This window comes from Cupriavidus pampae, from assembly GCF_914271485.1.
GTDB lineage: Bacteria > Pseudomonadota > Gammaproteobacteria > Burkholderiales > Burkholderiaceae > Cupriavidus > Cupriavidus pampae.
Genome location: NZ_CAJZAG010000006.1, coordinates 25,776 through 51,903 on the forward strand (window position 1 = coordinate 25,776; position 26,128 = coordinate 51,903).

Genomic DNA, 26,128 nt, shown 5'->3' on the forward strand with positions numbered 1-26,128 from the left:
TTATGAAAACCCAAGCACACCGACCTTTCATCCGCACCGCCCTCGCGCGCGCCACCGCCCTGCTGTGCGGTCTCTCCCTGCTCGCGCCGGCGCCGCTCTGGGCGCAGCAGCCCGACGTCTCGCCACCCAATCGCGATCAGGTGGTGCTGAATTTCGTCAACGCGGACCTCGACTCCGTGGTCAAGGCGGTCGGCCAGGCCACCGGCAAGAACTTTGTGATCGACCCGCGCGTGAAGGGCACCGTGAATCTGGTGACCGAACAGCCGGTGTCGCGCTCGCAGGCGCTGGAGACGCTCGGCTCGGTCCTGCGCATGCAGGGCTACGCGATGGTCGAGAGCAACGGCTTTACCAAGGTCGTGCCCGAAGCCGACGCCAAGCTGCAGGGATCGCCGACCGTGATCGGCGGCGCGGCCGGGCGCGGCGACCAGGTGGTGACGCAGGTGTTTCGCCTGAACTACGAGTCGGCCAACAACCTGGTGCCGGTACTGCGCCCGATGATCGCGCCGAACAACACGATCACCGCGTATCCGGCCAATAACACGCTGGTCATTACCGACTATGCCGACAACCTGCGCCGGCTGGCCCGCATCATCGCGGCCGTCGATGCGCCGGCGACGGGCGAAGTCGAGATTGTGCCGCTGAAGAACGCGATCGCCAGCGATGCGGCGCTGACGCTGCAGAAACTGCTGGATCCGTCCGCAGCAGGTGGCACTGCCGCGGCCGGCACGGGCGATTCGAGCCTGCGCACCACGGTGGTGGCCGAGCCTCGCAGCAACTCGCTGATGATCCGTGCCTCGAGCCGCGCGCGCGTGCAGCAGGCGCGCATGCTGATCGAGAAGATCGACCAGCCCTATGCGCGACCCGGCAATATCTGGGTGGTGCCGCTGCGTAACGCCGATGCGGTGAAGCTCGCGGCCACGCTGCGCGCGATCGTCGCGGCCGACAGCAGCTTTGCCTCCGCCACGCAGCCTGGCGGCGCGGGTGGCACCGCCGCGTCTGGCGCGGGCGGCTATGCGCAGGGGCAGAGTTCGCAGGCGGGTGGCCAGTTCGGAAGTTCGGGAGGATATGGCAGCAGTAGCGGACGGTCGGGCAGCGGTAGCTCAAGTTTTGGTGGTGGCGGCAGCGGCGGCAGCAACGCCTTCTCCGCTTCATTCGCGACCAACCAGCAGCCCACCACGGGCGGCATCATTCAGGCAGATCCGTCCACGAACACGCTGATCATCACCGCGAGCGAGCCGGTGTATCGGAATCTGCGCAGCGTGATCGATGACCTCGACCAGCGCCGCGCGCAGGTCTATATCGAGTCGATGATCGTCGAAGTGTCGTCTACCGATACCGGCCAGCTGGGGATTCAGTGGCAGGGCCTGCTGAGCTCTAACGGCGGCAACACCGGTGTGTTCGCGGGGACCAACTTCGCGCAGGGCGGCGCGAACATCATCAACCTGACGGGTGCCGTGGCCGCAATCAACAACAACCAGCAGGCGGGCATCGTGGCGGCGAGCCAGCTGGTGCCGGACCTTGCCGGTTTGAATCTCGGCATCGTCAACCGGGCTATCGGACTAGGCGCGCTGATCCGTGCGCTTGGCGAAAACACCAGCGTGAACCTGCTATCCACGCCAAACCTGATTACGCTCGAGAACGAAGAAGCCAAGATCCTGATCGGGCAGAACATCCCTGTCACGACCGGCTCCTATGCCCAGACCGGCAACACCTCGACCGTGACGCCGTTCAACACGTTCGACCGCAAGGACGTGGGCATCACGTTGCGCGTGCGTCCGCAGATCACCGACGGCGGCCTCGTGAAGATGCAGATCTACCAGGAATCGTCGTCGGTGGTGAATGGCACGCTGAACAATACGTCGGGCCCGACCACCAACGTACGCTCGATCGAGACCAACGTGCTGGTCGACGATGGCCAGATCATCGTGCTGGGCGGCCTGATCGAAAACAGCAGTGCGGACAGCGTGCAGAAGGTGCCTGGCCTCGGCGACTTGCCGTGGATCGGTGGCCTGTTCCGGTATGAGAACAAGAATCGCGCGAAGACCAACCTGCTCGTGTTCCTGCGCCCGTACGTCATGCGCACGGGTGCCGCGACCGATCGCCTCGCGCAGGATCGCTACGACTTCATGCGTGCGCAGCAGACTGGCTTCGTGTCGCCGAACATCATGATCCCCGATCGGAACACGCCGGTGCTGCCGCCGGCCGACGCGCCCGCGGCACCGTTCGTCGATCCGCGCAGCACGACGCCGCTGGCGCCGCCGTTGCCGCTGCAGCAAACGCCGCAGCAATTGATGCCGCCGCAACAGATGCCGGATCCGACCGTACGGCCGTCGCGGCCGCTGTCGCAGGCCATACCGCAGGCAGTACCACAGCCCGTGCAGCAGGCACCGCTGGCGCAGGTGGATCGCGTGGCGATCTACGAACCGCAGGTGCCACGTGAGTTGCCCGCATCGCAGCCGGTGCAGAAGCCTGCGCCAGGCAAGGTACCGCCGACGCGTCCCAATCCCGCCGTGGCACTGGCCGACGCATTTTCGCGCGGCCCCATCAACTAAAGTTCTGTCATGGCCACCGACGTTTCCACCCAGCCTGACGAGACCGGCCTCGCCGCCGGAGCTGCCGAGGTGCTCGAAGCACCATCGGCGGTTGCTGCGCGCCTGGTGCCCTACAGCTTTGCACGCGAAGCCCGGCTGCTGGTCGCGCACCAGCGTCCCGATGGCCTCGAGGTCTGGGTCAGCCGCGCCACCGTACCTTCCGCGCTGGCAGAACTGACGCGTGTGCACGGCGCACTGCGCCTGCGCGTGCTGGAGCCCGACGCGCTCGAGCGTGCGATGTCCGACGCCTATAACCGCCAGGACGGCACCGCCGCGCAGGTGGTGGGCGAGGTAGAGGGCGAGGTCGATCTGTCGCGGCTGATGCAGGACATTCCGGCGGTCGAGGACCTGCTGGAGTCGGAAGACGATGCGCCGATCATCCGCATGATCAATGCGCTGCTGACGCAGGCCGCGCGCGAAGGCGCGTCGGATATCCACATCGAGCCGTTCGAGACCTCGTCGGTGGTGCGCTTCCGCGTGGACGGCACGCTGCGCGACGTGGTGCGGCCGAAGAAGGCGCTCCATGGCGCGCTGATCTCGCGGATCAAGATCATGGCGCAGCTCGATATCGCCGAGAAACGCCTGCCGCAGGATGGCCGCATCACGCTACGCGTGGGTGGGCGTCCGGTCGACGTCCGGGTCTCGACGCTGCCGACCGGTCACGGCGAGCGCGCGGTGCTGCGTCTGCTCGACAAGGAAGCGGGCCGGCTCGATCTGGCCAAGCTCGGCATGGCGCGCGAGACGCTCGTCAATTTCGACCATCTGATTCATCAGCCGCACGGCATCGTGCTGGTGACGGGCCCGACCGGTTCGGGCAAGACCACCACGCTCTACGCGGCGCTGTCGCGGCTCGATTCGCACACGACCAACATCATGACCGTGGAGGATCCGATCGAGTACGACCTCGACGGCATCGGCCAGACACAGGTCAATCCGCGGATCGACATGACCTTCGGCAAGGCGCTGCGCGCGATCCTGCGGCAGGATCCGGATATCGTGATGATCGGCGAAATCCGTGACCTGGAGACCGCGCAGATCGCGGTGCAGGCGTCGCTGACGGGCCACCTGGTACTGGCCACGCTGCACACGAACGACTCGGCTTCGGCGGTGACGCGGCTGGTCGATATGGGCATCGAGCCATTCCTGCTGTCGTCGTCGCTGCTCGGCGTGCTGGCGCAGCGGCTGGTACGCCGATTGTGCCCGCACTGCAAGCGCGAGGAGGTGATCGAGGTCACCGCCGCGGAGGCTGCGGTGCTGCAGACCGAGGGCAAGCCGTTGCAGCGCGTGTGGCACGCCGTGGGTTGCGACAAGTGCGGCAACTCGGGCTATCAGGGCCGGATGGGCGTGTACGAACTGCTGAGCGTCGATGACGAGATTCGCACGATGATCCACCGTCAGGTGGCGGAGTCCGAGATCAAGCAGAGCGCGCTCGCCAAGGGCATGCACACGATGCGCGGCGACGCGCAGCGCTGGATCGACAGCGGCGCGACGGCACTCGAGGAAGTGCTGCGTGTCACGCGCGATTAGCCCGGGAGCCTGACGCAGCATGCCTGCCTATCGTTACGAAGCCGCGGACGCGGCCGGGCGCGCCGATCGTGGCGTGATCGAAGCCGACAGTCCGAAACAGGCGCGCAGCCACTTGCGCGCGCGCGGACTGACGCCCATCGTCGTCGATCCGCTCGCCGGCAGCGGTACTGCGCAGCGTGGCGGCCGCAGCATGTTCGTGCGGCGGCTCAGCACGCAGGAGCAGGCGCTGTTCACGCGGCAACTCGCCAGCCTGATCGTGTCCGGCCTGCCGCTGGACGAAGCACTCGGTGCGCTCGCGGATCAGGCCGAGCGGCAGTACGTGCACGAACTGCTGGCTGGGATTCGCGCCGAGGTGATGGGCGGCAGCTCGCTTTCCATGGCGCTGTCGCAGCATCCGAAGGATTTTCCGGATATCTATCGCGCGCTGGTATCGGCGGGCGAGCACTCGGGTCACCTCGGGTTGGTGCTCGAGCGGTTGGCCACCTATATCGAGACGCGCAATCAGTTGACCTCGAAAATCCGGCTGGCGTTCACGTATCCGGCGATCGTCACTGTGGTGGCGTTTGCGATCGTGATTTTCCTGCTCTCGTATGTGGTGCCGCAGGTGGTCAGTGTGTTCGCCAACACCAAGCAGAAGCTGCCGTTGCTGACGATCATCATGCTGGCGCTGTCAGATTTTGTGCGCCACTGGTGGTGGGCCGGGCTGATCGTGCTGGGCGCGGTCGCGCTGATCGTGCGGAGCCTGTTGCGGCAGCCCGATATCAAGCTGGCGTGGCATCGCTACCTGTTGACCGCGCCGCTGGTGGGCAAGCTGATTCGCGGCTACAACACCGCGCGCTTTGCCAGCACGCTGGCGATTCTGGTGTCGGCCGGGGTGCCGATCCTGCGCAGTCTGCAGGCTGCGGGCGAGACCCTTACCAATCAGGCGCTCAAGACCAACGTTGACGATGCCACCACGCGGGTGCGCGAAGGCGCGTCATTGGCGCGCGCGCTGGCGGCGCAGAACCAGTTTCCGCCGGTGCTGGTGCATTTGATTCGCTCGGGTGAGGCGACGGGCAATTTGCCGATCATGCTTGAGCGTGCGGCGACGGGCGAAGGACAGGAGCTGGAACGGCGGACGCTGTTCTTGACCAGTCTGCTGGAGCCGTTGCTGATTCTGACGATGGGTGTGGTGGTGCTGTTGATCGTGCTGGCAGTGTTGATGCCGATTATTGAGATCAATCAGTTGGTGCGGTAACTGCGCGCCCTCTCCCTGAGGAGAGGGGCGCAAACCGGTGGCGAAGCTTAAGCTTCCGGCTTCTTTGGCGCGCGCTTTCTTGGTGCGCGCTTGGCGGGGGCCTTCTTTGCGGGCGCGGTTGCCGGGGCGGGCTCTTCCGGTGCCTTCGCGACGGGTGCGGCTTCCACCGGGGCGGGCTCAGGCTGGGCCGAGACTACGGTGTTGCCCGGTGCGGCGAATACCGATGCGTCGATCGGCCATGGCTTTTCGCTTAGCGCGACTTCCGGGCGCTTGGCGCGCCGGTTGCGCGACTTCGACGTTCTTGCCGCGTCTTCTTCCTCTTCAGGCGCCTCGCCGAGCGTTTCCGGAATCAGCGTGGATGCCGAACCGGCAATCTCCTCTACCTCGGGCGGCAGTTCGATCGGTGCCGGTTCTGGCGTAGCTTCGTACTCGTCGCCATCGTCCCCGAAATCGAATTCGGGCGCAGCGACAGGTACGGCCGGCGCGTGGTCAAACTGCGTGTTGGCGCTATCCACCGCAGGTGCGGGTACGGGCCGTTGCGACGGCTTGACGTCCTGACCGCCACCCTTGCTGCGCTTCTTGAGGCGGACCCAGATCGTCTTGTTGTTGCCGCCATTGCGCGTTTCCACTTCGAACAGACCGGTCGCGGCCACCAGCTCGGACAACTTGCCGTAGCCGTAGTTGCGCGAGTCGAATTCGGGCGCCTGCTTGGCGATATGGTTGCCCATGCCGCCCAGCGTCGACCATCCATCCTCGTCGGACACGGCCTTGGAAGCGCTTTGCAGCAGGCGCACCAGGCGCGAGTCCTGACGCAGTTCGCCCGTGTTGCGACGGCGCGCCGGCGCCACCGCGCCTTCCACACCCTCCCCGCCGTCCACGCCCTCCACCTCCACCTCGGCGCGCAGCACGTCGGAGTAGATGAACTTGTCGCACGCGGTGACGAACGGCTTGGGCGTCTTGCGCTCGCCGAAACCATAGACCGTCAGGCCCTGCTCGCGGATGCGCGAGGCCAGACGCGTGAAGTCGCTGTCGGACGAGACGATGCAGAAGCCGTGGAAACGCCCGGTGTAGAGCAGATCCATCGCGTCGATGATCATCGCGCTGTCGGTGGCGTTCTTGCCCACCGTGTAGCGGAATTGCTGGATCGGCTGGATCGAGTGCGACAGCAGCTTCTCCTTCCAGCCGGAGAGATTGGGCTTGGTCCAGTCGCCGTAGATGCGCTTGACGGCGGCCACGCCGTACTTGGCCACTTCGGCCAGCAGGCCTTCGACGATGGCGGGCGTCGCGTTGTCGGCGTCGATCAGCACGGCCAGGGTCGCGGTGCCCTGGCGGGAAACATTGGTCATGTCTTTAGCGGATTGAGCGGCCGGGCGGATGGAGCGGACTGGCTCGATGCGGCGCATGCACATCATCGGCATACGATTGGCACGCACGCTCGCGCCCGGCGGCGCGGTCTTGGATGCAACGCAGTGTACACGCGATAGGTGCGTGCCTAGGGGAAACCATGGGGTAGCTGGCGCGTTTTATGCTGCATGGCAAGGTACCGCCGGCGCGGTGGCGGTGCTAACATCCGCGCAGAGACACAGTCATGCGAACCCTTCACAAGAGGCGATGCCTGGCTGCCCCATAAATGATGTGTCGGCGATCCCGACAGCATGCCCCATAGAGGAGCCTTCATGAACGCACCCCTGACCGCCCCGGTCAGCGACGCCATCCGTCGCGCGCTCGACAATGTTTCCCTGGACGACAAATACACGCTTGAGCGCGGCCGTATCTATATCAGCGGCACGCAGGCCCTGGTACGCCTGCCGATGCTCCAGCGCGAGCGCGATCGCGCCGCGGGTCTGAATACCGCTGGCTTTATCTCCGGCTATCGCGGTTCCCCGCTCGGCGCGCTCGACCAGTCGCTGTGGAAGGCCAAGAAACATCTGGCCGCGCACGAGGTGGTCTTCCAGCCCGGCCTCAACGAAGACCTTGCCGCCACCGCGGTGTGGGGCTCGCAGCAGGTCAACATGTATCCGGACGCCAAGTTCGATGGCGTGTTCGGCATGTGGTACGGCAAGGGTCCGGGTGTCGATCGCACCAGCGACGTGTTCAAGCATGCTAATTCCGCCGGCTCTTCGCGCCATGGCGGCGTGCTCGTGCTGGCCGGTGATGACCATTCGGCCAAGTCCTCGACGCTCGCGCACCAGTCCGAGCACATCTTCAAGGCCTGCGGGCTGCCCGTGCTGTTCCCCTCGAACGTGCAGGAGTACCTCGACTACGGCCTGCACGGCTGGGCCATGAGCCGCTACTCGGGCCTGTGGGTGGCGATGAAATGTGTGACCGATGTGGTGGAGTCGTCCGCGTCGGTGGAACTCGATCCGCATCGCGTGCGCATTGTGCTGCCGGAAGAGTTCATCCTGCCGCAGGGCGGCCTCAATATCCGCTGGCCCGATCCGCCGCTGGAACAGGAAGCGCGGCTGCTCGACTACAAGTGGTACGCGGCGCTGTCGTACGTGCGCGCCAACAAGATCGATCGCATCGAGATCGATTCGCCGCACGCGCGCTTCGGCATCATGACCGGCGGCAAGGCCTACCTCGACACGCGCCAGGCGCTGTGCGACCTCGGCCTGGACAACGAGACCTGCGCGCAGATCGGCATCCGCCTCTACAAGGTCGGTTGCGTGTGGCCGCTGGAAGCCCACGGCGCGCGCGCATTCGCCGAAGGCCTGCAGGAAATCCTCGTGGTCGAAGAGAAGCGCCAGATCATGGAGTACGCGCTCAAGGAAGAGTTGTACAACTGGCGCGACGACGTGCGGCCCAAGGTCTACGGCAAGTTCGACGAGAAGGACAACGCCGGTGGCGAATGGTCGATTCCGCAGAGCAACTGGCTGCTGCCCGCGCATTACGAACTGTCGCCCGCGATCATCGCCAAGGCCATCGCCACGCGGCTCGAGAAGTTCGAGCTGCCGGCCGATGTGCGCGCGCGCATCGCGGCGCGCCTGGCGATCATCGAAGCCAAGGAGCGCGCGCTGGCCACGCCGCGCGTGACGGCGGAGCGCAAACCCTGGTTCTGCTCGGGCTGCCCGCACAACACCTCCACCAACGTGCCCGAAGGCTCGCGCGCGCTGGCGGGTATCGGTTGCCACTACATGACGGTCTGGATGGACCGCAACACGAGCACCTTCAGCCAGATGGGCGGCGAAGGCGTGGCGTGGATCGGGCAGGCGCCGTTCGCGGGTGACCAGCACGTGTTCGCCAATCTCGGCGACGGCACCTACTTCCACTCGGGGCTACTGGCGATTCGCGCGTCCATCGCCGCGGGTGTGAACATCACGTACAAGATTCTCTACAACGACGCGGTGGCCATGACCGGCGGCCAGCCCATCGATGGCAATCTGTCGGTGCAGGACATCGCGTTCCAGGTGCATGCCGAGGGCGCGAAGCGCATCGTCATCGTCACCGACCAGCCCGAGAAGTACAACAGCGCGATTCGCCTGCCCGAAGGCGTGACCGTGCATGGGCGCGAGCAGCTTGACCATATGCAGCGCGAACTGCGCGAGGTGGCCGGCTGCACGATCCTGATCTACGACCAGACCTGCGCGACCGAGAAGCGCCGCCGCCGCAAGCGCGGCACTTATCCCGATCCCGCACGGCGCGCGTTTATCAACGATGCGGTGTGCGAAGGCTGCGGCGATTGCTCGGTGAAGTCCAACTGCCTGTCGGTGGAGCCGCTCGAGACCGAGCTCGGCACCAAGCGCCAGATCAACCAGTCGTCGTGCAACAAGGACTTCTCGTGCCTCAACGGCTTCTGCCCGAGTTTCGTGACGGCGGAAGGCGCGCAGGTGCGCAAACCCGAGGCGCATGGTGTCTCGATGTCGAGCCTGCCCGCACTGCCCGCGCCGACACTGCCCGCGCTGAACCGCGCGTACGGTGTGCTTGTGACGGGCGTGGGCGGTACCGGTGTGGTGACGATTGGCGGTCTGCTCGGCATGGCCGCGCACCTCGAGAACAAGGGCGTCACGGTGCTCGACATGGCGGGCCTCGCGCAGAAAGGTGGCGCGGTGCTGTCGCACGTGCAGATCGCCGCGCGGCCCGATGACCTGCATGCGACGCGCATCGCCATGGGCGAGGCGGACCTCGTGATTGGTTGCGATGCGATCGTATCGGCGACCGACGAGGTCATCTCGAAAACCCAGGCGGGCCGCACGCGCGCGGTGGTCAATACCGCGCAAACTCCGACGGCCGAGTTCATCCGCAATCCGAAGTGGCAGTTCCCCGGTCTTTCGGCCGAACAGGATCTGCGCAACGCGGTGGGCGAGGCATGCGACTTCATCAATGCGAGTGCACTGGCGGTGGCGCTGATTGGCGATGCCATCTATACCAACCCGCTCGTGCTCGGCTACGCATGGCAGAAGGGATGGATCCCGCTGACGCTGGAGGCGCTCGAACGGGCGATCGAACTCAACGGCGTGTCCGTAGAAAAGAACAAGGCCGCGTTCGACTGGGGCCGCCACATGGCGCATGACCCCGAGCACGTGTTGTCGCTGACCGGCAAGCTTGGCAACACCGCCGAGGGCGCCGATGTGGTGAAGCTGCCGACATCGAGCGGTGCGTTGCTCGAGAAGCTGATCGCCAATCGGGTGGAACTGCTGACGACGTATCAGGATGCCGCGTATGCGCAGCAGTATCGCGATCTGGTGCAGCGGGTACGCGCGGCGGAGTCCACGCTGGTGGGCGCGGGCAAGCCGCTGCCGATGACCGAGGCGGTGGCACGCAACCTCGCCAAGCTGATGGCATACAAGGACGAGTACGAGGTGGCGCGGCTCTATACCGATCCCGTGTTCCTCGACAAGCTGCGCGCGCAGTTCGAAGGTGAACCCGGACGCGACTACCAGCTCAACTTCTGGCTGGCGCCGCCACTGCTGGCGAAGCACGACGAGCAGGGGCGGCTGATCAAGCGCCGCTTCGGCCCATCGACGATGACGCTGTTCCGCATGCTGGCGAAGCTCAAGGGGCTGCGCGGCGGGATGCTCGATATCTTCGGGCGTACCGAGGAGCGCCGTACCGAGCGCGCGTTGATCGGCGAGTATCGTGCGCTGGTCGAGGAATTGATGGCCGGGCTGTCGCTGGCCAATCACGACACGGGCATCGCGCTGGCGAACCTGCCGGACGATATTCGCGGGTTCGGCCACGTGAAGGAGAACAACCTCGTGGCCGCACGCGCGCGTTGGGCGAAGTTGCTGGAGCAGTTCCGGCATCCGGAGGCGGGGCAGCGGGCGGCTTGATGACGTGGTGGCAAGACGTCACGGGGCAGCCACGGGTGTTCGATACACTCGTGGTTTGTCCCCATCAACGTTTCCATGCAACTCCGCTCCTACTCCGCCGCCGATGAAGCGGCCGTCATCGCGCTCTGGCAGGCTTGTGGTCTCACGCGTCCGTGGAACGATCCGAAGCGCGACATCGAACGCAAGCTCACCGAGCAGCCGGAATTATTCCTGGTCGGCGAGCTCGAGGGCCGCGTCGTCGCCACCGCGATGATCGGCTACGACGGCCATCGCGGCTGGGTCTACTACGTGGCCGTCGAACCGGCATTGCAGGGACACGGCTACGGGCGCACGCTGATGGCGCGCGCCGAAGAATTGCTGGTTGCGCGCGGTTGCCCGAAGATCAACCTGCTCGTGCGCCAGGGCAACGACGCCGTCATGGCGTTCTACGAGAAGCTCGGCTACGGCGCCGATGCCGCGGTGAGTCTCGGCAAGCGCCTGATCCCCGATAACTGACCAGGAGCGACCATGTTCCACATTGCCGGCATCGATCACCTCGTGCTGCGCACCGCCGACGTGCCGCGCCTGGTGCGGTTCTACGTCGAGGCGCTCGGCTGCCATGTGGAACGTGAGCAAACCGGCCTCGGCCTGACGCAGCTTCGCGCGGGCAATGCGCTCATCGACGTGATCTCGCTCGACGGCACGCTCGGCCGCATGGGCGGCGCTGGCCCGGGACGCGAAGGACGCAATCTAGACCATTTCTGCCTGCGTATCGATCCGTTCGATGCGAAGTCGATCTACGAGCATCTGCGTATTCATGGTGTGGATGCAGGGCCGATCGAGCAGCGTTACGGTGCCGAGGGACTTGGGCCGTCGATCTATCTGCACGATCCCGACGGCAATATGGTTGAGCTCAAGGGACCTCCGGATCTCGCTGACGACGTACCGTGAGGCGGGTGTGGCCGCAAAGCGACGCCGTAGGCACGCGCGACCGCAGTCGTTACAATGGGCCGACCCCACCGTGACCCGCGCTCAGCCGCGGGCGCGCCATGACTTCATCGTCCGTTGCGACTTCATCGTCCACTGAGCCGCTTGCTCCCCCTCCCCCCAGACATCTCGTCTGGACCCTCGGCCTGACCGAAGTCCTCAGCTGGGGCACGCTTTACTTCTCATTCACCGTACTGATCGTTCCGATGCAGCGCGAACTCGGCTTCAGCAAGCCGTTCCTCGCGGGCGGGTTCTCGCTTGGGCTGCTGGTGTGGGCGCTGTGCTCGTTCGCGGTGGGACGCCTGCTCGATCGCGTGCCCGCGCATCGGGTGATGAGCGGCGGCTCGGTGCTGGCGGGCATCGGCCTGCTGCTATGGGCGTGGAGCCCATCGGAGACCGTGTTCCTGCTGATGTGGGTGCCACTGGGCGTGGCGATGGCCTCCACGCTGTACGAGCCGGCGTTCGTGGTGCTGCGGCAGGCGTTTGGCGATGGCTATCAGAAGCCGATCGTGCATGTCACGCTGATGGCGGGGCTGGCCAGTACGGTGTTCATCCCACTCGCGCAATGGCTGGTGTTGCATTTCGGCTGGCGCCCGACGCTAATCGGCTTTGCGGCGCTGAACCTGCTGGTTTGCGCGCCGATGCATGCACGGCTGCTGCGTTACACGATCCATCCCACCTATCACGCGGTACAGCCTGCCACGCCACTCGCCGGCACGGCAACCGGTCCCAATGCCGGCATCGCGCGCGCGACGCTGCGCGAGCCCGTGTTCTGGGCCGTCGTGATCGCGTTCACGGCCACCGCCGTCATCGCCTCGCTGCTCGGCGCGCATCTGATTCCGATGCTCAGCGAGAAGGGCCTGCCGCTGGCGGAGCAGCTCGTGGTGGCCGCGCTGATCGGTCCCGCACAGGTGGCGGGCCGGCTCGTCATGACGCGTTGGCCGGTGCGGCAGCCGATCCGGCTCTCGCTACCTACCTACGCGGTGCTCGGTATTGGTCTGGCCTGCCTGGCGCTCGGCAAGGGCTGGTGGCTGATGCTGGCCGCGGTGCTCTATGGTTGCGCGAATGGCGTCAACACGATGCTGCGCGCGATGGCGATGCCCGAGCTGATCTCGCGGCATCACTACGCCACGCTCAACGGGCTGATGATGACGCCGGTGCTGCTGGCGCAGGCGGTGGCGCCCTGGCTCGGCGCGCTGATGTGGCGCGCGGCCGGCGGGTATTGGCTGATGCTGTGGTCGATGGTGTTGCTGGCGTTCGCGGGTCTGGCCGCGTTTGGCTTCGCTCTGCGCCGGCGCGGTCCGGTGCGCGGATAATCCACCCTCCGAGGCAGCCGTCGCGCGGCCGCCAGCCCTGCGATGTGAGACCATGCAGTTCGTCTCAAGCCTTGCATCCGATGTCCGAACACCTCTCAGATTCGACCACTCCCGTTTCCGCTTCTCCCAACGCATCGCACGATGCCCCCTCCCCACGCACCGTGGCCCGCGCCACGCGCGGCACCATGGCGCTGTTCTTCGTCAACGGCGCGACCTTTGCCACGTGGGGCGTGCATATCCCTACCATCAAGGCTCGCTTCGAATTGTCTGACGCGATGCTGTCGTTCGCGATGCTCGCTGTCGCCGGCGGCGCCATCCTCGCGATGGGCCCGGTCGGCCGCTGGGTGGGACGCGTCGGTAGCGCGCGCGCCTCGATGCTCAGCGGGCTTTTCTACGCGGTAGCAACCATCGCCATCCTCGCCATGCCGTCGTTCGTGCTGCTGCTGCCGGCGCTCCTGATGTTCGGCATGTGCAATGCCGGCTTCGACGTTGGCATGAACGCGCAGGCCGCCACCGTGGAAGCCAGCCGCACGCGGCCGGTGATGTCGGCACTGCACGGCATGTTCAGCCTCGGCGGCATGGCCGGGGCCGCGTTTGGCGGACTGATGCTATCGCTCGGCGTGGCGCCGCTGGCCCACGCGGTGATGATGGCCGTACTCACCGCTGCGGTGTCAGTGGGTGCCCACCCGGGATTGCTGGCCGATCATCCGGTGCTCCCGTCGGCGGCGCACCACCGCGAACATGCGACGCGCGCACTCTGGCTGCTCGGCCTGATGGCGTTTCTCGGACTGATCGGCGAAGGCGCGATGTACGACTGGACCAGCGTGTACATGCGCGACGTGACGGCGGCGCCGACCGACTGGGTCAGCTTCGGCTACGCGGCGTTCTCGGGTGGCATGGCGTGCGGCCGCTTTGGCGGCGACTGGCTGCGCGCGCGGCTCGGCGACGGACCGACGCTCACGGCCAGCGCCTGGACCGGCTTTGCCGGCATCGTGATAGCGCTGCTGCTGCCCGTACCCGTTGCAGCGCTGGGTGGCTTTTGCCTGATGGGGCTTGGGGCCGCGAATATGGTGCCGATCTTCTTCGTGGCGGCCTCAAGGCTGCCCGGCGTGGCGCCGGCCGAGGCCATCGCGCGCGTGGCGCGCTTCGCCTACGTGGGACTGCTGATGGGGCCGGTCTTGATCGGCGGCGCCGCGCATCTGACCAATCTGCGCGCGGGTCTGGCGCTGGTGGCGCTGACCATGGGGTGGATCGCGCTGTTCGGCGCGCGCGCCGCCAGGCGTTACCTCGTCGCGGCGCCGGCCGCGGGCACGCGATAGCTCACGTGGCCACAGTGGCGCCAGCGCCCATGCCCTCGAACACAAACGTATCCATCGCCAGCACGCCGTAGGTCACGTCGTCGGCCACGCGGTCCACGCGCGCGCCGGCCGCCGTACCTTCGGGCTCAGGCCCGAGCGCGGCGCCCAGCGCCACATAGAACGGCAGCAAATGCTCGTCGGTCGGATGTGCGCGGCGCGCGTACGGCGCCTGCTCGCGATAGTCGGCGATCAGACTCGTGTCGCCTGTAGCAAGCGCCTGATCGAGCGCCGACAGCATCCAGCCACGGAACGCGTCCACGTACGGCGCCACTGCGGTGCCGTGCTGTACCGGTCGCGCGCCGCCGAACACTTCCTCGAGGTTGTGCGTGAAGCTGCCGGAGCCCATGACGAGGTAGCCTTCCTCGCGCAGCGGCGCCAGTGCGCGACCGATCTCGATCTGGCGCGCGGGCGGCAGGTACGGATTCAACGCGAGCTGGATCACCGGCACGTCCGCATCGGGAAAGAAATGCCGCAGCGGCATCCACGCGCCATGGTCGAGCGTGCGATCGCTGTCCTCGGCCACGTAGCAGACGCCGGGCACCTTTGCGGTCTCGAGCGCCTGCTTGACGCGCGTGGCCAGCGTGGGCGACCCCGGCGCGTCGTAGCGCAGCGCGTACAACTCGCGCGGAAATCCGCCGAAGTCGTGCCAGGCTTCCTGACGCTCGCGCGTGCTGACGGCCAGCGTGCTGTAGATCCAATGTGCGGAAATCACCACGATGCCCTTCGGCGCGAGCGCGCGGAGGCGGTCGCCGAGCGCGTTCAACGCGGCCCCGGACGGGCCCGGGTCAATGGCCAGCATGGGGGAACCGTGCGAAACATAAATGGCAGGAAGCATGTTGCACCCTTCAAAAGCATTCTTCGATGCCTTGAGTGTGGACAATCTGGGCACGCATGAACGGACGCAAATGCGAAGAGGTCATGCAAAAAAATTGAAGAACGTCGCGACACTGTGGGGGGCGGAGAGCGTGGGTGATCGCACACACACAGATGCGCGACACGTCACCGGCTCGGCCGGATTTATCGGAATCGGCCTATGATGCAGACAGGGCGGCGAGATGACGAATACGCACCGCCCGGCAACGCGTGGAAGGCTCCTCCGGCGCGTCTTGCAACCTGTTTCCCGACCATCACGACTGTGGCAAAGCGCACTTCCCACGACCCGACCCTGCCCCACGCGCTGTGGTGGCAAGCAGGTGTCTACGGCAGCGGACCGGCGGTCCTGCTGTGGATCGTCGCGCGCCTGCCCGCTGAAATCCTGAACATCCTGTTCGGCAATGCACCGTCGGCGGCGGTGCTGTTCAATCACGCGGGCGATACCGTCTTCGTCACCGGCTGGCTCGCGAGCGCGGTGTGGTTGTGGTTCACGCGTCGGCGGCCGCACGGCCGTCAATCGCCCCAGACGGGACGCGGCTCCACGGCCGTATCGGCTTCAGCGTCAGCTGCCCCATCGGTCGACAGCACGCACAAGCCACATCACCCGGGCTGACCCTCCGGGCTTAGGGGTTATGTAAGGGATCGCTTAATATGACGGCGGGCAATGCCCGGAGCCGTCAGAGCCATGACGTGCTTCCACATCGGCACACAGCCGGCACAAACGATTCCCAAAACATTCATGCAAGCCACTGCCACGCAATACTCCCCTCCTTCTGCCGCCAAACGACGAAAAACGATCATTGCCGCCACTATCGGCAATGGCCTCGAATGGTTCGACTTCACGGTCTACAGCTTCTTCGCGGTCATCATCGCGCGACTGTTCTTCCCCACCGGCAATGACATCACGTCGTTCCTGCTGACGGTGGCGACGTTCGGCGTCGGCTTTGTGATGCGTCCCGTGGGTGCGATCGTGCTCGGCGTCTACGCCGACCGCGTCGGCCGCAAGGCGGCCCTCACGCTGACCATCCTGCTGATGGCCCTTGGCACCGCGATCATTGGCCTGACGCCGACCTACGCGACCATCGGCCCGTGGGCGCCTGCGCTGATCGTGCTCGCACGCCTGATTCAGGGCTTCTCCGCCGGCGGCGAGGTCGGTGGCGCCACCGCGTTCCTGATCGAACATGCGCCCGACAAGGAGCGCGGCGCCTATGCGAGCTGGCAGCAGGCCAGCCAGGGGATCTCGTTCATGCTCGGCGCCGCCATGGGCGCGCTGGTCATCAACGGTCTGGAGCCGGCGCAGGTGGATGCCTGGGGCTGGCGCATTCCGTTCCTGTTCGGTCTGCTGATCGCGCCGGTGGGCATGTATATCCGCTCGCAGCTGGAAGAGCCGCCCGAGTTCGAGGCACGTCAGGCCGAACGCGCTGCCGCCAACGTCAAGTTCTCGCCGCTGTCGCAGGTGCTGCGCGACCATCCGCGCGAAGTCGTGGCGGGCCTTGGCGTGACTGTGCTGTGGACCGTCTGCACGTACGTGCTGGTGTTCTACATGCCGTCCTACGCCAAGCAGCAGCTTGGTCTGCCGCTGGGCGCGACGTTCGAATCGACCGCGATCTGCGGTGCGATCATCCTGGTGCTGTGCCCGCTGATGGGTATGCTGTCCGATCGCGTCGGCCGCAAGCGCATGCTCGGCACGGTGGCACTGGCCATTGGCGTGCTCGCGTATCCGCTGTTCCACTGGCTCAACGTGTCGCCGACCACCAGCACGCTGCTGCAGGTGCAGATCATTCTGGGCATCCTGCTCGCGGCCTTCACGGGTCCCGCGCCGGCCGTGCTGGCGGAGCAGTTCCCGACTGACGTGCGTTCCACGGGCCTGTCGCTCGCCTACAACTTCGCCGTGACGATCTTCGGCGGCTTCTCGCCGCTGATCGTCACGTGGCTGATCCAGTCGAGCGGCGACAAGCATGCGCCGGCCTACTACGCGATTGCCGCAGCGGCGCTGAGCTTTGTCGCGCTGCTGTTCATGCACGATCGTACCGGCAAGCCGATCAACTGATTGGCTATTTCCGGTCTTCTGATTGAAGACCGGGCGCGCCTGCAACGGGCGCGCTGCCGCGGGGAGAGAGCGGGTATATTCACCACTCTTCCCGCGGAACGTATGCCATGACCCAACCCAACCACGTGGTACGCGAGCGGTGCAGCTGGTGCGGCACCATCGAGGATTACTGCCACTATCACGACAACGAATGGGGCTTTCCGGTCGACGATGACCGGCGCCTGTTCGAAAAGATCTGCCTCGAGGGCTTTCAGTCCGGCCTGAGCTGGCTGACGATCCTGCGCAAGCGCGAGGCCTTCCGCAAGGCCTTCGCCAATTTCGATGTCAACAAGGTGGCGCGCTTCAACGAGCGCGACGTCGAGCGCCTGCTCGGCGATGCCGGCATCGTGCGCCATCGCGGCAAGATCGAGGCGGCCATCAACAACGCCCAGCGCGCGTTGGAGTTGCTCGAGACCGAACCCTCGCTCGCCGCCTACTTCTGGCGCTTCGAACCCAAGCCTGCGACTCGTCCCAAGAAAATCACGCCCGACGCGTTGGCGACCATGACCACGTCGCCCGAGTCCATCGCGCTGTCGAAGGACCTCAAGAAGCGTGGCTGGAAGTTTGTCGGACCCACCACGATGTATGCGTTGATGCAGGCCATGGGCCTGGTCAACGATCACGTGGAAGGCTGCTCGACGCGCGCGGAAGCGCTGCGTGCACGCAAGGCCTTCGAGGTGCCGCGCTAAGCCGGGCTTTCTGGTGTGAGCGTTGCGCAGTTGTGGAAATCTTTGCGCTTCCGGCAACGCTCTCTGTATACGTTTACTGCATTGTTTACGTATACAAAAATAGTAGTAGTAGTTAACACACGCTTCGCGCCGTGGATAACCGCGATTTTCTCTTTCGGATCAGTGAGTTGGCGCGCAGATAACCGTATGGGCAACGTTGTGCGTATACGTCGATTCATCCACAGGCACTTTTACGTATACGTCGCGGGTGCCCGAGTTGTTCGTATACGTTCCACAGTGCATCCCTTGATGGGCCCCCAGCCAGGGCACAGGGTTTTCCCGTGGTTTTCCACAGCTACGTGGTTCGGTGATGGATGCGCAAGAGCATGGAAGCGGGCACACTGTCGGTTCTCGTTTTCAGCCGGACTCGATCGATGGATACGACCACACTGCTGCTCTACACGATGGCTGTCTCGGCGGTCATCGCCACGCCGGGCCCCACCGTGCTGCTGGCCCTCAACAACGGCGCGACGCGTGGCATGCGCGTAGCCGCGTGCGGCATGGCCGGTGCCGTGCTCGCCGATCTCATCCTGATTGGTACGGTCGGCTGCGGCCTGGGCGCGCTGTTGCTGGCCTCGGAGCGGTTGTTCGAAGCCATCAAGTGGCTCGGCGCGGTGTACCTGCTGTACCTCGCGTGGGTCATCTGGCGTTCGCCGACGCATGCGCTCGTGGCCGAGCGCGACGAGGCTTCCGCCAGCGGCCGCGCGGCGTTTCTGCGCGCGTTGTTCGTGGCGCTCTCAAATCCCAAGGCACTGCTGTTCGTCTCGGCGTTCCTGCCGCAGTTCGTGCACGCGGACGGGCCGATTGCGCTGCAGTACACGGTGCTGGCACTGATCAGTGCGACGATCAACCTGATCGTGATGACGATTTACGCGCTCGGCGGCCGCCATGCGGTGCGTACCCTTTCCGCGCGCACGCTGACATGGATCAATCGCAGTTGCGCGGGGATGCTGGCGTTTCTGGCGGTGGGGTTGAGTCTGTATCGTCGCGCGGATTTACGCTGAGCGCGCGGAGCGGCCCTGCTCCCTGCGCACCGGATCGACGTGCGTCATCACGTTGAGCACGTCGTCGCGCTGCATCGCGCGTTCGCGCGCGGCCACGGCAATCGCGTGGCCCTCTTCCACGGTCAGGTCCGCCTGGATGTCGAGATGCACATCGACCAGGATCATGTCCCCCATCTTGCGCGTCTTGAGGTCATGCAGCCCGAGCACGCCGGGCGTTTCCAGCATGGTTTGCCGTAGCGCCTCCACCGTGGCGTCGTCGGCCGCGCGATCCATCAGATCGCCGAGCGCATTCCAGCCAAACAGCAGGCCCATGCGCGCCACCATCAGTCCGACCACGATCGCGGCCACGGGATCAAGGATGTGATAGCCGAGCAGGTTGCCGCCGATACCGAGCGCGACCACCAGCGATGAGGCCGCGTCCGAGCGTGCGTGCCAGGCATTGGCGACCAGCATGCTCGAGCGCACGCGTTCGGCTACGCGCAGCATGTAGCGGAACAGCAGTTCCTTGCCGATCAGCGCGCCGATGGCCACCCATAGCGCCACGAGCTTGACCGGCTGCACCGATTCCGGATGTTCGATTTTCTGGATCGCGCTCCAGAGCATGCCGACGCCGACGGCCAGCAGCAGCGCGCCCAGCGCCAGCGACGCCGCCGTCTCGAAGCGCTGATGGCCATACGGGTGATCGAGATCGGCGTCCTTGCGGCTGTGATGGCCCGCGACCAGCACCACGAAGTCCGAGACCAGGTCCGACAGCGAGTGCGCGGCGTCGGCGATCAGCGCCTGCGAGCCGGCGACCACGCCGATCACGGCCTGCACGATGGTCAGGACGATGTTGACGACTACGCTGACCAGCGTGCTGCGGCGACCAGCGACATGGCGGGCTTCCAGCACGGCATCTGGCGTGGCGGCATCGGTGGGGCTGACGGTCATGGATCGATGGTTCAGGGTGGCGAGGGATTCGGCAAGCGACAACGTTACTAGCATGCCATGCCTGTCATGCGTTGTTCCAGTCGCGCGGAGCCGCCGTGGTGCCTATATTGAGTGCTGGGCTCTCTTTCTCCGCTATGTCGCCAGAAGAAGATGCGTTGATCTCCGTGTGCCTCGCGCTCATTGGCGATGCAGACAGCCTGTCCGCGACCGAACGACGCCTGATCGAAGGCGCTTCCGCCGCGGGGGAGCCTGTGGATAACCAGACCGTGCACTCGCTGCGCCGGCAGATCCTGCGCGGCGCGGACCCGCTCGGCGAGGCGTTTACCGCCATTCGCTCGGCCGACGACCGCCGCGCCACAGGCGCGGTCTATACCCCGCAACCGATCGTCGACGCGATGGTGGAATGGCTGGCCACGCAAGGCGCGCCCGTGCGCATCGTCGATCCGGGGTCCGGCTCGGGGCGTTTCATTCTGGCCGCGGGTCGGATGTTTCCCGACGCCGAGCTCGTCGCCGTGGAGATGGATCCGTTCGCCGCGCTGATGCTGCGCGCGAACGTGGCGGTGTGCGGTCTGGGGGGACGCGTGCGCGTACTGGTCGAGGATTACCGCAAGGTGACGCTGCCATGCGTTGCGGGCATGACCGCGTTTATCGGCAATCCGCCTTATGTGCGCCATCATGAGATCGGCGAGGACTGGAAGGCTTGGTACGCCAAAGGCTTTGCCGCGCTCGGCATCAAGGCGAGCGCGCTCGCTGGCCTGCATCTGCATTTCTTCCTGCAGACGCGCCTGCTTGCGCGCGAGGGGGACGTGGGCGCGTTCGTGACGTCGGCCGAATGGATGGACGTGAACTATGGCTCAGCACTACGGAAGCTGCTGATCGAGCAACTCGGTGGTACCGCGCTGCACGTGTTGGCGCCGACCGTCGAAGCGTTTCCGGGTACGGCGACCACGGCGGCGATCACGTGCTTTCGTGTCGGTGAGCGCGCCGAGCCAGTTACCGTGCATGCGGTCGACGCGCTGCCCGAGCTGGGGCACCTCGAGGGCGGCACGTCGATTGCCCGCACCACGCTGCAGACCGCGCACAAGTGGTCGGCCATCGCACGCCCGGCACCCGCGTGCCAGGCGGGCGAGATCGAACTCGGCGAACTGTTCCGCGTGCACCGCGGGCAGGTGACGGGCGCCAATGACATCTGGATCGCTGGCGATCATGCGCGTGACTTGCCCGCGTGCGTCAAGTTCGCGACGGTGACGAAGGCGATGGATCTGATCCGGGCCGGCGCGCATCTGCGTACGGCGGGTGTATTGCGTAGCGTGATTGATCTTCCTGCGGGGCTCGATGGCTTCACGCACGAGGAACGCCAGCGCATTGACGCGTTCCTGTCATGGGCCCGCCAGCACGGCGCGCACGAGGGCTATATCGCGACGCACCGCAAGGCGTGGTGGTCCGTCGCCCTCAAGGCCCCGGCACCGATCCTCTGTACGTACATGGCCCGCCGGCCGCCGCAGTTCACCGTCAACACGTGCGGCGCGCGACATATCAATATCGCCCACGGCCTGTATCCGCGCGAGCCACTGGCGCCAGAGGTCATGTACGCGCTGGTCGCTTGGCTCAATGGGAATACCCACACGGGCAGCGGCAGAACCTACGCCGGTGGCCTGACGAAATTCGAACCAAGGGAAATCGAGCGATTGCGGATTCCTGCATTGGAAAGACTGCTTGAAAATCGTAACGCGCTTAATTTTCCGTGAGTGTCTGCGAATGTCGACAGTGGTTTGCAGTACTACGCAGATTTAACAAGTTGACACACCAGCACGGCGGGCAAGTGCCATAGGATGGCTGCGAACACTTCCGTCTTCTGGGGATAAAGCCTTGCCTGCCACGCGCGCTTCCAACCTCGTCGCTCATCTGTATGGCGTACTTGGATTGATACCGGGTATCGCCAGCCTTGTCGCGGCCTATCGTCCAGACGCGCCGTGGTCGGAGCTGGCGCTGCTCGGGGCAGGATGGCTCGCCGCCGGCATGTTCGCCGTGATGGTTTTTCGCCTGGCCACGGGGTTGATGCGCGCGGGTGAAGATTGCGGTCGACTCGAAGCCGAGAGCAAGGGGCTCAAGCGCGAACTTGATGGGCGAACGAGCGTGCTGGAGTACGTGGTGAGCGTGCGTCAGGGGAGCGTCCGTGGTGCGACGGACTACGACGGGGTGTGAGCGGACAACTGTTTGGGGCAGAAACGAAAAAGGCCAGAGAAGCTCTGGCCTTTTGAAGATGGTGGACCGAAGGAGGATCGAACTCCCGACCTCTGCATTGCGAACGCAGCGCTCTCCCAGCTGAGCTATCGGCCCATGGCGAACGATTGTAGCTGAAAACCTTTTGGACTTTCAATCGGGCCGTTGTAGGCGCACGACCGTGGATTTTCGGGGCATTTTCGTCCGAGCTTAGGCCGGCGCTATGCCCGCATTCCCGTCCATGCCGACCACCTTGGGTACGTTCAGCGGGCGGGCCGAGACTTCCTTGCTGGTGCGTAGCCATTGGGCCATGACGTCCCAGATCGGGGGGCCGCCGGCCTCGCGCGCTTCTTCGGAGACGGGGGCCCAGCCGGCGACCTTGTAGGTTTTGGCGGCGTCGAGCGGCTTGCCGTGCAGGCGCATGTCCGTGATGCGGTGGCCGATGGTCTGGTCCGGGTCGATCGTGTACTGCAGGCCGCCGACGCGCACCATATCACCGCCCTGCTGCATATAGGGATCGGGGTTGAACAGGTTGTCCGCCACGTCCTCGAGCACGGTTTTGATCGTATCGCCGGTCATCGGCGTCACGGTCGTGTGGGGGTACGTGATGGCCGTCTGGTCCATCAGCGCTTCCATCGTGATCGCCTCGCCTGGCAGCAGCGAGGTGCCCCAGCGGAAGCCCGGCGAGAACGCGATTTCCGCGTCCTGTACTGCCATCAGGCCATCAAGGATCAACTGGTCGAACGTGCCGTTGAAGTTGCCGCGTCGATAGAGCAGACCGCGGTTGACCGCGAGGACTTCGCCGAGCTGGCGTTCGTACGGCGCGCGCACGCGGGTGATCAGCCGGTTCATCTCGGGGTCGGCCGGCAGGAAGTTGGCGAACACCGGCAGCAGCTTGTAGCGGAAATCCGCTACGCGGCCATTGCGCACGTCGAAGTCGAGCACACCGAGGAACTTGCCATTCGAACCCGCGTTGGTCACGAGCGTGGTGCCGCCCGCGTTGCGCACATGCACCGGTGCCGGTACGCCGTCGTGCGTGTGGCCGCCGAGAATCGCGTCGAGCCCGCGCACACGCGAGGCGAGCTTCAGGTCGACATCCATACCGTTATGCGACAGCAGCACCACGACCTGCGCGCCCTTGCCGCGCGCCTCGTCGATGACCTGCTGCAGGTTTTCCTCCTGGATACCAAACGTCCAGTCGGGCACGAAGTAGCGCGGATTGGCGATGGGCGTGTACGGAAACGCCTGCCCGATGATCGCGACGGGCACACCGTTCATCTCGCGCATCGTATAGGCGTCGAACACCGGATCGCCGAAATCGCTGGTCTTGATGTTCTGCGCGACGAAGGCGACGCGTCCCTTGAAATCCTTGTCCACGACCTCGCGCACGCGTTCGGCGCCGAGCGTCATTTCCCAATGCGCGGTCATGACATCGACGCCGAGCAGCAGCGCGGCATCGATCATGTCCTGCCCTTTCGTCCAGAGCGCGGTCGCGGAACCCTGCCACGTATCGCCGCCGTCGAGCAGCAGCGCGCCCGGCCGGCTCGCCTTCATGCGCTGGACCAGCGTGGACAGATGGGCAAACCCGCCGACCTTGCCATAACGGCGTGCCGCTTCGGTGAAGTTCAGATACGTGAACGCATGCGCCGCGGCGCTGCCGGATTCGATCTTGTACGCGCGCAGAAATGCCTCGCCGACCAGATGCGGTGGCTTGCCCGCCCATGGGCCAACACCGAGGTTGACGTTGGGTTCGCGAAAATGGATCGGGCGCAGCTGGGCGTGGCAGTCGGTGTAGTGCAGCAGATGCACGTTGCCGAAGCGCGGCACGTCGTACAGGTTATCCACAGCCTTCGCGGCGTGGGCGTCGGTCGCGGGGAACGACATGCCGCCGGCGCCCGCGATGGCCAGCATCTGGAGAAACTCGCGACGATTCATGACGAGCGGCCTACTTTGCGTAGCGCGCGAGCGCGGCGACGTCGTCGTCGAGCATCTCGCCGAGCTCTTTCTGCACCACGCGTCCGTGCCCGTCCAGCACATACAGTTCGGGCAGACCCTTGCGCGGCCCAAGCGCGTTGCGCAGCGCGGGCGAGTCCATCGTGGCCGGGAACGTATAGCCGCGCTGCTTCAGATAATCCGCCGCGACCTTGGGCTCCTTGTCGATGCTGATGGTCAGCACCTGCAGCCCGGCCTCATGCGTGCGCTCGTACAGCGCCTGCAGACGCGGGTTCTGCAGCGCGCAGAACGGGCACCACGACGCCCACACTTCGATCACAAGCGGTTTGCCGGCCCACTGCGACGGCGGCACGCTGCGGCCGTCGAGCAGTTGCACCATGGGCAACGCGATGACGTCGCCGACTTCGGCTGCGGCGGCGGTGCTCGCAGCGGACACGAGGCCGGCCGCAAGTGCAAAAGCGAGGAACAACCGGCGCGCGCGCATCGTGCTTACTGGTTGACCGGCGAAGCCGGGTCCAGCAGCAGCGCCATCACGTCGCGGATCTGCTGCTCGGTGAGGATACCCTTGTGCCCGAAGCGCGGCATGTTGGAGCACGCGCTGAACGCGTTCGAGTCCCAGATCTTGCCCCACGTGTACTGGATTACCGCCTGCGAGTTGCCGCGCAGCTTGCCGTATTGATACAGCGACGGGCCGATATTGCCGAACGAGATCTCGGCCTTGGTCAGCTGATGGCACGCGTAGCAGTTGGCGCCGTTGACGCCGCCGACCGGATCGGAGAACTGCATACCACGGCCGTTCTGCGCGATCTTCTCGCCTTCCTTCCAATCACCGAGGTACTTGCCGTCGGCAGGATACTTCACCTGCTTGATCTCGGCGGCCTCGATCTTCTTCGCAACCGCTTCCGGCACATGCGTGCGGTCCGGATACTGGCTGCACGCCTGCTGCGTGGCGTCCTGCTGCAGCACGCCATCCAGCGTGGCCGGTCCCTTCGAGTGGAACGACAGCGCGATGAGTTTCTTCAGTTCGCCGTCGCCCACCGTGCTGACTTCAGCGGCGGGCGCGGCAGCCTTGGCTGCAGGTTTGGCGGCGGGGCGCGCATCCTGTGCGAGCGCCGGCGTAGCAATGCCCGCCGCCGTGGCCACGGCGGTCGTCAGCATCCATGCATGGATTCGATTCATGTTGGCTCTCCCGCCTCAGCGCTTCAGGTTCGGACCGTCGTACGTGCCACCGTTGGCGTTCTTCGCGAGGAACATCGTCAAGGCGGTGATCACGTCGGAACCGTAGTCGGGTTCGGGAAAGCGCTGCTGGCGCAGGCAGTCGTACAGGCGGTGCTGCATGGTGCGAACCTCGCCCTGCGAGACGCGATAGGCGGGCCACGTCGTGTAGGCCGCCTGCGCGCCACTCGCGTGCAGCAGGTTCGGCAGGTCCTGCAGTCGAATGCGCTGGCCGTCCACGGCATGGCACGTGGCACAGGCGAAGTCATAGGCGCCGCCACGGTAGAAGAACATCTTCTGGCCGAGCGCATACACATGCTTCTCTTCGGGCGTATTGAGCTGGACGTTGACCTTGATGCCGCGCGACTCGCCGGCGAGGAACGCCACCAGCCGCTCGATATCGGACGACTTGCCGGGCGACGAGAACGGATTCGCGGTCGCCTGCGCGGGCGTCAGACCTTGCAGCGTCACGCGGCACCAGGCCAGGCGCTGCTCGAGGTCCATCACCTTGCCCGCATCCTTGAAGTAGCGCGGCAGTTCGGCATAGGCACCCTTGGTCACGCCGGGGCCCTTGCCGAGATCGCACTGCTCGAGCGAGACGTTCTTCGGACCGGCGGGCTTCTTCCACAACTCTTCGCCAGCGGCTTCCCACAGTTCGGCGGGATTGCCCTCGGCCAGCATCTGGCGATACTTCGCGAGTTCTTCGGCGGTGCTGCCCTGCGCCTGCGCGGGGAGGGTGGCCACGGTGGCGGCTACGGTCGCGACGGTGACAGCGGTCGCCAGTAGCGCCGCGCCATGGCGACGTCGATGATGTTGCATGGGGACTTCTCCTCGCGCTGCGGTGGCTC

21 protein-coding genes and 1 tRNA gene are annotated in these 26,128 nt (G+C 65.6%); 14 read left to right on the plus strand and 8 right to left on the minus strand.

Going from position 1 to position 26,128, the window contains the following annotated elements; translation table 11 throughout:
* The first annotated feature begins 2 nt into the window (after positions 1 to 2).
* Genes gspD through gspF form a run of 3 tightly spaced genes read left to right on the plus strand, consistent with a single transcriptional unit; the run spans position 3 to position 5,355 of the window.
* Positions 3 to 2,552, plus strand: coding sequence for a type II secretion system secretin GspD (gspD, locus tag LDO41_RS15535; RefSeq protein WP_223989711.1), 2,550 nt, complete (start codon positions 3 to 5; stop codon positions 2,550 to 2,552).
* A 9-nt stretch (positions 2,553 to 2,561) separates the two neighbouring features.
* Entirely contained in the window at positions 2,562 to 4,118 is a 1,557-nt protein-coding gene (gspE, locus tag LDO41_RS15540) for a type II secretion system ATPase GspE (RefSeq protein WP_223989713.1), read from the plus strand.
* A 19-nt stretch (positions 4,119 to 4,137) separates the two neighbouring features.
* A complete protein-coding gene (gene gspF / locus LDO41_RS15545; RefSeq protein WP_223989715.1) occupies positions 4,138 to 5,355 on the plus strand; it encodes a type II secretion system inner membrane protein GspF in 1,218 nt (405 codons plus the stop codon).
* Between the two features lie 47 nt (positions 5,356 to 5,402).
* Here the strand turns inward: gspF and LDO41_RS15550 are convergent, their stop codons facing one another.
* Positions 5,403 to 6,701, minus strand: coding sequence for an NYN domain-containing protein (locus LDO41_RS15550; RefSeq protein ID WP_223989717.1), 1,299 nt, complete (start codon positions 6,699 to 6,701; stop codon positions 5,403 to 5,405).
* A gap of 330 nt (positions 6,702 to 7,031) precedes the next feature.
* Between LDO41_RS15550 and LDO41_RS15555 the strand changes: the two genes are divergently transcribed.
* From LDO41_RS15555 to LDO41_RS15575, 5 genes are all read left to right on the plus strand, one after another.
* Positions 7,032 to 10,625, plus strand: a complete 3,594-nt coding sequence (locus tag LDO41_RS15555) for an indolepyruvate ferredoxin oxidoreductase family protein (RefSeq protein WP_223989719.1) — start codon at positions 7,032 to 7,034, stop codon at positions 10,623 to 10,625.
* A 75-nt stretch (positions 10,626 to 10,700) separates the two neighbouring features.
* Positions 10,701 to 11,120, plus strand: coding sequence for a GNAT family acetyltransferase (locus tag LDO41_RS15560; protein ID WP_223989721.1), 420 nt, complete (start codon positions 10,701 to 10,703; stop codon positions 11,118 to 11,120).
* Positions 11,121 to 11,132: 12 nt separating this feature from the next.
* Positions 11,133 to 11,555 carry a VOC family protein gene (locus tag LDO41_RS15565; protein ID WP_223989723.1) on the plus strand — a complete coding sequence of 141 codons (423 nt, stop codon included), beginning with the start codon at positions 11,133 to 11,135 and terminating at the stop codon, positions 11,553 to 11,555.
* Between the two features lie 98 nt (positions 11,556 to 11,653).
* Positions 11,654 to 12,907, plus strand: a complete 1,254-nt coding sequence (locus LDO41_RS15570; protein ID WP_223989725.1) for an MFS transporter — start codon at positions 11,654 to 11,656, stop codon at positions 12,905 to 12,907.
* 185 nt (positions 12,908 to 13,092) lie between these two features.
* Positions 13,093 to 14,226: an MFS transporter gene (locus tag LDO41_RS15575; protein ID WP_223990451.1), complete on the plus strand. Its 1,134-nt coding sequence runs from the start codon at positions 13,093 to 13,095 to the stop codon at positions 14,224 to 14,226.
* Between the two features lies 1 nt (position 14,227).
* Here the strand turns inward: LDO41_RS15575 and LDO41_RS15580 are convergent, their stop codons facing one another.
* Positions 14,228 to 15,100: a DODA-type extradiol aromatic ring-opening family dioxygenase gene (locus tag LDO41_RS15580; RefSeq protein WP_223989727.1), complete on the minus strand. Its 873-nt coding sequence runs from the start codon at positions 15,098 to 15,100 to the stop codon at positions 14,228 to 14,230.
* Between the two features lie 198 nt (positions 15,101 to 15,298).
* Here LDO41_RS15580 and LDO41_RS15585 point away from each other — a divergent pair, with 198 nt between their 5' ends.
* The 4 genes from LDO41_RS15585 (at position 15,299) to LDO41_RS15600 (ending at position 18,959) form a co-directional block, all read left to right on the plus strand.
* Entirely contained in the window at positions 15,299 to 15,751 is a 453-nt protein-coding gene (locus LDO41_RS15585) for a hypothetical protein (RefSeq protein ID WP_318036292.1), read from the plus strand.
* Between the two features lie 126 nt (positions 15,752 to 15,877).
* Positions 15,878 to 17,188, plus strand: coding sequence for an MFS transporter (locus LDO41_RS15590; protein WP_223989729.1), 1,311 nt, complete (start codon positions 15,878 to 15,880; stop codon positions 17,186 to 17,188).
* Positions 17,189 to 17,295: 107 nt separating this feature from the next.
* A complete protein-coding gene (locus LDO41_RS15595; protein WP_223989731.1) occupies positions 17,296 to 17,916 on the plus strand; it encodes a DNA-3-methyladenine glycosylase I in 621 nt (206 codons plus the stop codon).
* A 413-nt stretch (positions 17,917 to 18,329) separates the two neighbouring features.
* Positions 18,330 to 18,959 (plus strand): LysE family translocator, encoded by a 630-nt coding sequence (locus LDO41_RS15600; RefSeq protein WP_223989733.1) that lies wholly within the window; start codon positions 18,330 to 18,332, stop codon positions 18,957 to 18,959.
* Here the strand turns inward: LDO41_RS15600 and LDO41_RS15605 are convergent.
* Complete coding sequence (locus LDO41_RS15605) at positions 18,951 to 19,889, minus strand: cation diffusion facilitator family transporter (RefSeq protein WP_223989735.1); 939 nt, start codon at positions 19,887 to 19,889, stop codon at positions 18,951 to 18,953. The genes LDO41_RS15600 and LDO41_RS15605 overlap by 9 nt on opposite strands.
* Positions 19,890 to 20,053: 164 nt before the next feature.
* Between LDO41_RS15605 and LDO41_RS15610 the strand changes: the two genes are divergently transcribed.
* Both LDO41_RS15610 and LDO41_RS15615 read left to right on the plus strand, forming a co-directional pair.
* A complete protein-coding gene (locus LDO41_RS15610; RefSeq protein ID WP_223990455.1) occupies positions 20,054 to 21,637 on the plus strand; it encodes an Eco57I restriction-modification methylase domain-containing protein in 1,584 nt (527 codons plus the stop codon).
* A 121-nt stretch (positions 21,638 to 21,758) separates the two neighbouring features.
* The gene (locus tag LDO41_RS15615) at positions 21,759 to 22,094 is read left to right on the plus strand and encodes a hypothetical protein (RefSeq protein ID WP_223989737.1); all 336 of its coding nucleotides are present in this window, start codon (positions 21,759 to 21,761) and stop codon (positions 22,092 to 22,094) included.
* Between the two features lie 59 nt (positions 22,095 to 22,153).
* Here the strand turns inward: LDO41_RS15615 and LDO41_RS15620 are convergent.
* From LDO41_RS15620 to soxA, 5 genes are all read right to left on the minus strand, one after another.
* A tRNA-Ala gene (locus LDO41_RS15620) sits at positions 22,154 to 22,229 on the minus strand.
* A gap of 93 nt (positions 22,230 to 22,322) precedes the next feature.
* Complete coding sequence (soxB, locus tag LDO41_RS15625) at positions 22,323 to 24,047, minus strand: thiosulfohydrolase SoxB (RefSeq protein WP_223989740.1); 1,725 nt, start codon at positions 24,045 to 24,047, stop codon at positions 22,323 to 22,325.
* A gap of 10 nt (positions 24,048 to 24,057) precedes the next feature.
* The gene (locus LDO41_RS15630; RefSeq protein WP_223989742.1) at positions 24,058 to 24,549 is read right to left on the minus strand and encodes a TlpA disulfide reductase family protein; all 492 of its coding nucleotides are present in this window, start codon (positions 24,547 to 24,549) and stop codon (positions 24,058 to 24,060) included.
* A gap of 5 nt (positions 24,550 to 24,554) precedes the next feature.
* Positions 24,555 to 25,244 (minus strand): sulfur oxidation c-type cytochrome SoxX, encoded by a 690-nt coding sequence (gene soxX / locus LDO41_RS15635; RefSeq protein WP_223989744.1) that lies wholly within the window; start codon positions 25,242 to 25,244, stop codon positions 24,555 to 24,557.
* Positions 25,245 to 25,259: 15 nt separating this feature from the next.
* On the minus strand, positions 25,260 to 26,099 hold the full coding sequence (soxA, locus tag LDO41_RS15640) for a sulfur oxidation c-type cytochrome SoxA (RefSeq protein WP_223989746.1): 840 nt from the start codon (positions 26,097 to 26,099) through the stop codon (positions 25,260 to 25,262).
* Between the last annotated feature and the right edge of the window lie 29 nt (positions 26,100 to 26,128).

Bases quoted from the DNA above. Each gene is read 5' to 3' on its own strand.
- gspD (WP_223989711.1), top strand. From the start codon at position 3: ATGAAAACCCAAGCACACCGACCTTTCATCCGCACCGCCCTCGCGCGC.
- gspE (WP_223989713.1), top strand. From the start codon at position 2,562: ATGGCCACCGACGTTTCCACCCAGCCTGACGAGACCGGCCTCGCCGCC.
- gspF (WP_223989715.1), top strand. From the start codon at position 4,138: ATGCCTGCCTATCGTTACGAAGCCGCGGACGCGGCCGGGCGCGCCGAT.
- LDO41_RS15550 (WP_223989717.1), bottom strand. From the start codon at position 6,701: ATGACCAATGTTTCCCGCCAGGGCACCGCGACCCTGGCCGTGCTGATC.
- LDO41_RS15555 (WP_223989719.1), top strand. From the start codon at position 7,032: ATGAACGCACCCCTGACCGCCCCGGTCAGCGACGCCATCCGTCGCGCG.
- LDO41_RS15560 (WP_223989721.1), top strand. From the start codon at position 10,701: ATGCAACTCCGCTCCTACTCCGCCGCCGATGAAGCGGCCGTCATCGCG.
- LDO41_RS15565 (WP_223989723.1), top strand. From the start codon at position 11,133: ATGTTCCACATTGCCGGCATCGATCACCTCGTGCTGCGCACCGCCGAC.
- LDO41_RS15570 (WP_223989725.1), top strand. From the start codon at position 11,654: ATGACTTCATCGTCCGTTGCGACTTCATCGTCCACTGAGCCGCTTGCT.
- LDO41_RS15575 (WP_223990451.1), top strand. From the start codon at position 13,093: ATGGCGCTGTTCTTCGTCAACGGCGCGACCTTTGCCACGTGGGGCGTG.
- LDO41_RS15580 (WP_223989727.1), bottom strand. From the start codon at position 15,100: ATGCTTCCTGCCATTTATGTTTCGCACGGTTCCCCCATGCTGGCCATT.
- LDO41_RS15585 (WP_318036292.1), top strand. From the start codon at position 15,299: ATGATGCAGACAGGGCGGCGAGATGACGAATACGCACCGCCCGGCAAC.
- LDO41_RS15590 (WP_223989729.1), top strand. From the start codon at position 15,878: ATGCAAGCCACTGCCACGCAATACTCCCCTCCTTCTGCCGCCAAACGA.
- LDO41_RS15595 (WP_223989731.1), top strand. From the start codon at position 17,296: ATGACCCAACCCAACCACGTGGTACGCGAGCGGTGCAGCTGGTGCGGC.
- LDO41_RS15600 (WP_223989733.1), top strand. From the start codon at position 18,330: ATGGATACGACCACACTGCTGCTCTACACGATGGCTGTCTCGGCGGTC.
- LDO41_RS15605 (WP_223989735.1), bottom strand. From the start codon at position 19,889: ATGACCGTCAGCCCCACCGATGCCGCCACGCCAGATGCCGTGCTGGAA.
- soxB (WP_223989740.1), bottom strand. From the start codon at position 24,047: ATGAATCGTCGCGAGTTTCTCCAGATGCTGGCCATCGCGGGCGCCGGC.
- LDO41_RS15630 (WP_223989742.1), bottom strand. From the start codon at position 24,549: ATGCGCGCGCGCCGGTTGTTCCTCGCTTTTGCACTTGCGGCCGGCCTC.
- soxX (WP_223989744.1), bottom strand. From the start codon at position 25,244: ATGAATCGAATCCATGCATGGATGCTGACGACCGCCGTGGCCACGGCG.
- soxA (WP_223989746.1), bottom strand. From the start codon at position 26,099: ATGCAACATCATCGACGTCGCCATGGCGCGGCGCTACTGGCGACCGCT.